Origin of the sequence: Pseudomonas sp. SHLD1 (assembly GCF_028640935.1) — a bacterium.
In the GTDB taxonomy this organism is placed as follows: Bacteria; Pseudomonadota; Gammaproteobacteria; order Pseudomonadales; family Pseudomonadaceae; genus Chryseomonas; species Chryseomonas aestiva.
Genome location: NZ_JAQZAD010000018.1, coordinates 60,202 through 66,587, shown reverse-complemented (window position 1 = coordinate 66,587; position 6,386 = coordinate 60,202). Strand labels below are relative to the sequence as shown.

Genomic DNA, 6,386 nt, shown 5'->3' with positions numbered 1-6,386 from the left:
GGTCTAGCCAATCTCGGCAGCGGGAGGCGAATCCTACAGCATCCCAAGACGCTGTCAACCCCCTCCGCTTCATTTCGTCATCACCCTGAGGCAGAGACCGAATGGCGAGGAATCCGTGGACCCCTCGCCCGGCTCAGACCTAAGTGCTTGATTTTCAAGCCCCTTCAGCATCTGCGCCGGAAGTGGGGCGCATTATAGGGGAGTTTCAGAGCAGGTCAACAGGTTATTTCAAATTTATTGCTGACGAACGCTGATGCGGGCAAAGGCCTTCTTGCCGGCCTGACATACATAGGTACGGCCGATCTCGAACAGGAAGCCGCGATCGACCACCTCGCCATCCACCTTGACGCTACCTGCCGCCAGCAGATCGCGAGCTGCCGCAGCGTTCTTCACCAGCCCGGCCTTGTTGAGGACGGCAGCGACCGGCAGCGCCGCATCGGTTTCCAGCTCGACTTCCGGCAGGTCTTCCGGCAGTTCGCCATCCTTCATGCGGTTGCCCGCCGAGCGGTGAGCGGTCTGGGCGGCTTCTTCCCCGTGGAAGCGGGCGACGATCTCCTCGGCCAGCTTGATCTTGATGTCGCGGGGATTGGCGCCCTGCTCGACATCGCGGCGGAATTGGGCGATCTCTTCCAGGCTGCGGAAACTGAGCAGTTCGAAGTAGCGCCACATGAGGGTGTCGGGAATGGATACCAGCTTGTTGTACATGACCCCCGGCGCTTCCTGGATGCCGACATAGTTGCCCAGCGACTTGGACATCTTCTTCACCCCATCCAGACCTTCGAGCAGCGGCATGGTGAGGATGCACTGGGCTTCCTGGCCGTAAGCGCGCTGCAGTTCGCGGCCCATGAGCAGGTTGAATTTCTGGTCGGTACCGCCCAGCTCGACATCGGCGCGCAAGGCAACGGAGTCATAGCCCTGAACCAGGGGATAGAGGAACTCGTGGATGGCGATGGGCTGGTTGCCTGCGTAGCGCTTGCTGAAGTCGTCGCGCTCGAGCATGCGCGCCACGGTGTACTGGGAAGACAGGCGAATGAAGTCGGCCGGTGACAGCTGATCCATCCAGGTGGCATTGAAGGCCACTTCGGTACGCGCCGGATCAAGGATCTTGAATACCTGGGCCTTGTAGGTCTCGGCATTCTCTAGCACCTGCTCGCGGGTCAGCGGCGGGCGGGTGGCGCTCTTGCCACTGGGGTCGCCGATCATGCCGGTGAAGTCACCGATCAGGAAGATGACTTGATGACCCAGCTCCTGGAACTGGCGCAGCTTGTTGATCAGCACGGTGTGGCCGAGGTGCAGATCCGGAGCGGTCGGATCGAAGCCTGCCTTGATACGCAGCGGGGTGCCGCGCTCCAGTTTTGTTACAAGCTCTGACTCGACGAGCAGCTCATCTGCTCCACGCTTGATGACCGCTAGCTGCTCCTGGACCGTTTTCATGGGGGCTTCGCCTCTGAATTTCGAAAGCGTGAACCTTATCAAGATGCCCCTAGTAGCCGCCAGCCGGCACGTCGGATCACCACCCCAAAGGGTTGTGACAGCCAGATTTTGATTATATTTTAGGCAGTTATTCACTTCTTTTAACGTCAGATCATCACTTTAGCTAAATGACGAAGCCAATCCCCAAAAGTCCGTTCTACCCCAAAAGCCACCTCGTGGCCGCCAGCGGGGTGGCCGCGCTCTTGAGTCTGGCCTTGCTCGTGTTTCCCTCCCAGCAGGTCGAGGCGAAACGCACTTCCATCAATCTGGATGTTGAACAGGACGCCCGGCGCGTCGTGCAGGGTCAGGATGACCTGAAGGAGCAAGTGCTCGCAGATACTCAAGCCGCGGACACCCAGTCCCCCTCCCCCTTTGCCCAGGTAGCCCCGGAGCAGACGGAAGCGCAGACCGCCGAGGAAGCGCCTGCCGAAGAAGTTGCCGCCACGGAACGCGTCGAGCCGCAGTGGAAGACCGAAACCGTGCGCAAGGGCGACACCCTCTCGACCCTGTTCGAGCGGGCCGGCCTTGCCGCTGCCGTGGTGCACGAGGTGCTGGCCAGCAGCAAGGAAGCCAAGAAGCTGACTCGCCTGCGGGTGGGCCAGAAGATCGAATTCCAGCGCGACCCTTCGGGTGACCTGCTGGCAGTGCGCACCAAGCTCACCGCGTTGCAGACCCTGTCGCTGGTCAAGTCCGACCAGGGCTACGAGGTCGAGCACAAGACCGTCACCCCGGACATCCGCAGGGCCTATGCCCAGGGCCGGATCAGCAGTTCGCTGTTTGCCTCGGCGCAGAAGGCCGGGCTGTCCCATGACATGACCATGGCGCTGGCCACCATCTTCGGTTACGACATCGACTTCGCGCTGGACATCCAGGAAGGCGACGAATTCGAGGTGGTCTACGAGGACAAGGTGGTCAACGGCAAGCACGTCGGCTACGGCAATATCCTGGCCGCTCGCTTCGTCAACAAGGGCAAGGCATACACGGCCGTGCGCTACACCGCCAAGAACGGCACCACGAACTACTACACGGCGGAAGGCGGCAGCATGCGCAAGGCCTTCATCCGTACCCCGGTGGAGTTCTCGCGGATCAGCTCGCGCTTCACCATGGGCCGCTTCCACCCGGTGCTGAACAAGATGCGCGCGCACAAGGGCGTCGACTATGCCGCGCCCACCGGCACGCCGATCCATGCCACCGGCGATGGCAAGATCGCCAAGGCCGGTCGCGAGAATGGCTACGGCAACGTGGTGATGATCCAGCACGGCAAGACCTATACCACCGTCTATGGCCACATGAGCCGGATCGCCAAGGGCATGCAGGCCGGCGCCTCGGTGAAGCAGGGCCAGGTGATCGGCTACGTGGGCATGACGGGCCTGGCGACCGGTCCGCACCTGCACTATGAATTCCGCATCAACGGCAACCACGTCGATCCGCTCGGGGTGAAGCTGCCCATGGCCGATCCCATCGCCAAGAACGAGATCTCGCGTTTCCTGGCGCAGAGCCAGCCGCTCATGGCCCGCATGGACCAGGAGCGTGCCTCTCTGCTCGCGATGAACAAGCGCTGAGATGGAACGCTATCTGGGGGTGATGTCCGGCACCAGCCTGGATGGACTGGACATCGCCCTGATCGAACAGGACGAGCGGACCCGCTTCGTCGCCGCCCTGGGCGTGCCCATGCCGGACGCGCTACGTCGCGAGCTGCTGGCGCTGTGTGCGCCCGGCGACAACGAGATCGAGCGCATCGCCCGAGCCGAACAGGCCTGGGTCAGGCTGGCCGCCCAGGGTATCGCCGAGCTGCTGGCCCAGCAGGGACTGACCCCCGCGGATATCCGCGCCGTGGGTAGCCATGGCCAGACCATCCGCCATCTGCCGGCACAGGGCTACACCCTGCAGATCGGCGATGCCGCCCTGCTGGCCGAGTTGAGCGGTATCGACGTGGTCGCCGACTTCCGCCGCCGCGACCTGGCCGCCGGTGGTCAGGGCGCACCCCTGGTCCCGGCCTTCCATGCCGATCTCTTCGGCCTGGATCGCCCGCGCGCGGTGCTCAACATCGGTGGCTTCAGCAACGTGACCCTGCTGGCACCGGGTCTGCCGGTACGGGGCTTCGATTGCGGGCCGGGCAATGTGCTGCTGGATGCCTGGATCCACCACAGCCAGGGGCGGCTCTTCGATGCCGATGGCGCCTGGGCGGCGCAGGGACAGGTCGTGCCGGCGCTGCTGCAACGGCTGCTGAGCGATCCCTTCTTCCTGAAGAGCGGACCAAAGAGCACCGGGCGCGAGCACTTCAATCTGCCCTGGCTACAGGGACAGCTCGTCCAGCATGAGGCGCAGGATCCGGCGGATGTCCAGGCCACCCTCGCCGAATTGAGCGCTCGCAGCATCGCCGAGAGCATCCTGGCCGCCCAGGCGGTGGACGAAGTGCTGGTCTGTGGCGGCGGGGCGCACAACCGGGACCTGATGGCGCGCCTGGCCAGGCTGCTGGCGCCAGCCAAGGTGCAGAGCACCGCAGCCTATGACGTCTCGCCGGACTGGATGGAAGCCATGGCCTTTGCCTGGCTGGCCCAGCGCTTCTGCGAACGCCTGCCCGGCAACTGCCCGGAAGTCACCAGCGCCCGTGGCCTTCGCGTGCTGGGTGCGCTCTACCCGCACTAGCCAGCGCGCTGGGCCGAAGGGGCTGCCGGGTCAGATGGAGAAGGACTGACCGCAGCCACAGGTGGTGGCGGCGTTGGGGTTCTTGATGACGAAGCGCGAGCCTTCCAGGCCTTCCTGGTAGTCCACCTCGGCGCCGGCCAGGTACTGGAAGCTCATGGGATCCACCACCAGGTGCACACCATCGCGCTCGATGACGGTGTCGTAGTCGGCGGAATCTTCATCGAAGGTGAAGCCGTACTGGAAGCCCGAGCAGCCGCCACCCGTGACGAAGACGCGCAGCTTCAGGCGGGGATTGCCCTCTTCCTCGATCAGGTTCTTCACCTTGCTGGCCGCGCCCAGGGTGAACTGCAGGGGGGTCGGGGTGAAGGTTTCAATGGTCATTGCCGTAGTCTCCCGGCTTGCGCCGAACACAATTCAGTCAGGAAATTATCCGCTTGCCCGAGCAAAACGGTCAACTATTGCGCGACCGTGGGCTGCCAGCCGAGACGACCGGAGTGAATGACTTGCCGGCAGCGCCACTCTAATATCGCGCCGCCTGATAAGGAGAACGCCCCGATGCTCTATCTTTGGTTGAAAGCCTTCCACCTGATTGCCCTGGTCTGCTGGTTCGCCGGCCTGTTCTATCTGCCGCGCCTGTTCGTCTATCACGCCCAGAGCAGCGACACCGTGAGCCACGAGCGCTTCTGCCTGATGGAGCGCAAGCTGTATCGCGGCATCATGCTGCCGGCGATGATCCTGACACTGCTGTTCGGCATCGGCCTGCTGGTGATCAATCCGAGCTGGCTGACCCAGGGCTGGATGCACACCAAACTGGCGCTGGTGGTGGTGCTGATCGGCTATCACCATGTCTGCGGCGCCATGCGCAAGAAATTCGAGCGCGGCGAAAACAAGCGCAGTCATGTGTTCTACCGCTGGTTCAACGAGGTGCCGGTACTGGTGCTCATCGCCATCGTCATCCTGGTGGTGGTCAAACCCTACTAGGTGCGCGGCGAATCCGCCGGCGACCGGCGTTTTCCTGGAGAAAGCAGTATGCAGCGTTATGCCCTGGTAACCGGTGCCTCGTGCGGGATCGGTCTGGCCCTGGCCGAGGCCCTGGCGCGGCGGGGTCAGCCGCTGATCCTGCTGGCGCGGCGCAAGGACAAGCTGGAGAGCATCGCCGCCGAGCTGGCCCAGCGCTTCGACGTGGAGGTGCTGTACCGGGTCTGCGACCTGGCGGAGCCGCTGCACCTGACCGGTCTGCTGCACGAGCTGGAGCAGAGCGAGAGAGCCATCGGGCTGCTGGTCAATTGCGCCGGGATCGGCAGCGGCGGGGACTTTCTCGCCGCCGACTGGCCGCGGGTGCAGGAGCAACTGGAGCTGAACATCCTGGCGCTCACCCGCCTGTGCCATGCCCTGGGCCAGCACATGGCGATCCAGGGTGGCGGCCAGATTCTCAACGTCGCCTCGACCGCGGCCTTCCAGCCCATTCCCTACATGAGCAGCTATGCGGCGACCAAGGCCTATGTGCTGCACTTCTCCGAGGGCCTGCGCGAGGAACTCAAGAAGCGAGGGGTGTCGGTATCGGTGCTCTGCCCCGGGCCGACCCGTACCGCCTTCTTCAAGAATGCCGGGCTGCACACCGGGCGCATGGAGCAGGGCAAGCTGCTGATGTCCGCCGAGGAGGTGGCCCTGGCCGCGGTGCGCGGGCTGGAAAGGCGCCAGGCGGTGATCGTCCCGGGCTGGCGCAATCGCCTGGGCAGCCTGTTGCCGCGCTTCTTCCCCCGCGCCCTGGTGCGTTCGGCCGCGGTGCGGGTCGGCAAACTCTTTCAACCCGCGTAAGGGTGATCCCGCCAGCGGAGCCTGCCGGTGAGCGGTGGCCGCTGGTACACTCGGGGTCTATTCAGCCAGCAGGAGATCGACGTGGATTGTCTGTTCTGCAAGATCGTCGCCGGGGACATTCCGGCCAAGGTGCTCTACGAGGACGACCAGGTCATGGCCTTCCATGACATCGCCCCACAGGCGCCCGTGCACTTTCTGGTCATCCCCAAGAAGCACATCGCGACCCTGCACGACCTCAGCGAGGCCGACGACAAGCAGCTCGCCGGCCATATCCTCTTCACCGCCCAGCGCCTGGCGCAGGAACAGGGCTGCGAGGAAGGCTTCCGCGTGGCGATCAATTGCAACGCCCTGGGTGGCCAGACGGTCTATCACATCCATATGCATGTGCTGGGCAAGCGGCAGATGACCTGGCCTCCGGGCTGAGCCACGCCCTGTCCTCCCTTCGC

7 protein-coding genes are annotated in these 6,386 nt (G+C 64.0%); 5 read left to right on the top strand and 2 right to left on the bottom strand.

The window, feature by feature from the left end; all coding sequences use genetic code 11:
* Nucleotides 1-234 precede the first annotated feature (234 nt).
* Nucleotides 235-1,434 (bottom strand): tyrosine--tRNA ligase, encoded by a 1,200-nt coding sequence (gene tyrS / locus PVZ77_RS14075; RefSeq protein WP_273806664.1) that lies wholly within the window; start codon nucleotides 1,432-1,434, stop codon nucleotides 235-237.
* Nucleotides 1,435-1,601: 167 nt separating this feature from the next.
* Between tyrS and PVZ77_RS14065 the strand changes: the two genes are divergently transcribed.
* Nucleotides 1,602-3,035: an OapA family protein gene (locus tag PVZ77_RS14065; protein ID WP_405046269.1), complete on the top strand. Its 1,434-nt coding sequence runs from the start codon at nucleotides 1,602-1,604 to the stop codon at nucleotides 3,033-3,035.
* Between the two features lies 1 nt (nucleotide 3,036).
* Nucleotides 3,037-4,122 carry an anhydro-N-acetylmuramic acid kinase gene (locus PVZ77_RS14060; protein WP_273806667.1) on the top strand — a complete coding sequence of 362 codons (1,086 nt, stop codon included), beginning with the start codon at nucleotides 3,037-3,039 and terminating at the stop codon, nucleotides 4,120-4,122.
* Between the two features lie 30 nt (nucleotides 4,123-4,152).
* Here PVZ77_RS14060 and erpA read toward each other — a convergent pair whose 3' ends face one another.
* Nucleotides 4,153-4,503: an iron-sulfur cluster insertion protein ErpA gene (gene erpA / locus PVZ77_RS14055; RefSeq protein WP_273806668.1), complete on the bottom strand. Its 351-nt coding sequence runs from the start codon at nucleotides 4,501-4,503 to the stop codon at nucleotides 4,153-4,155.
* Between the two features lie 174 nt (nucleotides 4,504-4,677).
* Here erpA and hemJ point away from each other — a divergent pair, with 174 nt between their 5' ends.
* From hemJ to PVZ77_RS14040, 3 genes are all read left to right on the top strand, one after another.
* Nucleotides 4,678-5,103 (top strand): protoporphyrinogen oxidase HemJ, encoded by a 426-nt coding sequence (gene hemJ / locus PVZ77_RS14050; RefSeq protein ID WP_273806669.1) that lies wholly within the window; start codon nucleotides 4,678-4,680, stop codon nucleotides 5,101-5,103.
* A gap of 48 nt (nucleotides 5,104-5,151) precedes the next feature.
* Nucleotides 5,152-5,940: an SDR family NAD(P)-dependent oxidoreductase gene (locus PVZ77_RS14045; RefSeq protein WP_133863071.1), complete on the top strand. Its 789-nt coding sequence runs from the start codon at nucleotides 5,152-5,154 to the stop codon at nucleotides 5,938-5,940.
* A gap of 81 nt (nucleotides 5,941-6,021) precedes the next feature.
* Nucleotides 6,022-6,363 (top strand): histidine triad nucleotide-binding protein, encoded by a 342-nt coding sequence (locus PVZ77_RS14040; protein WP_273806670.1) that lies wholly within the window; start codon nucleotides 6,022-6,024, stop codon nucleotides 6,361-6,363.
* Nucleotides 6,364-6,386 lie beyond the last annotated feature (23 nt).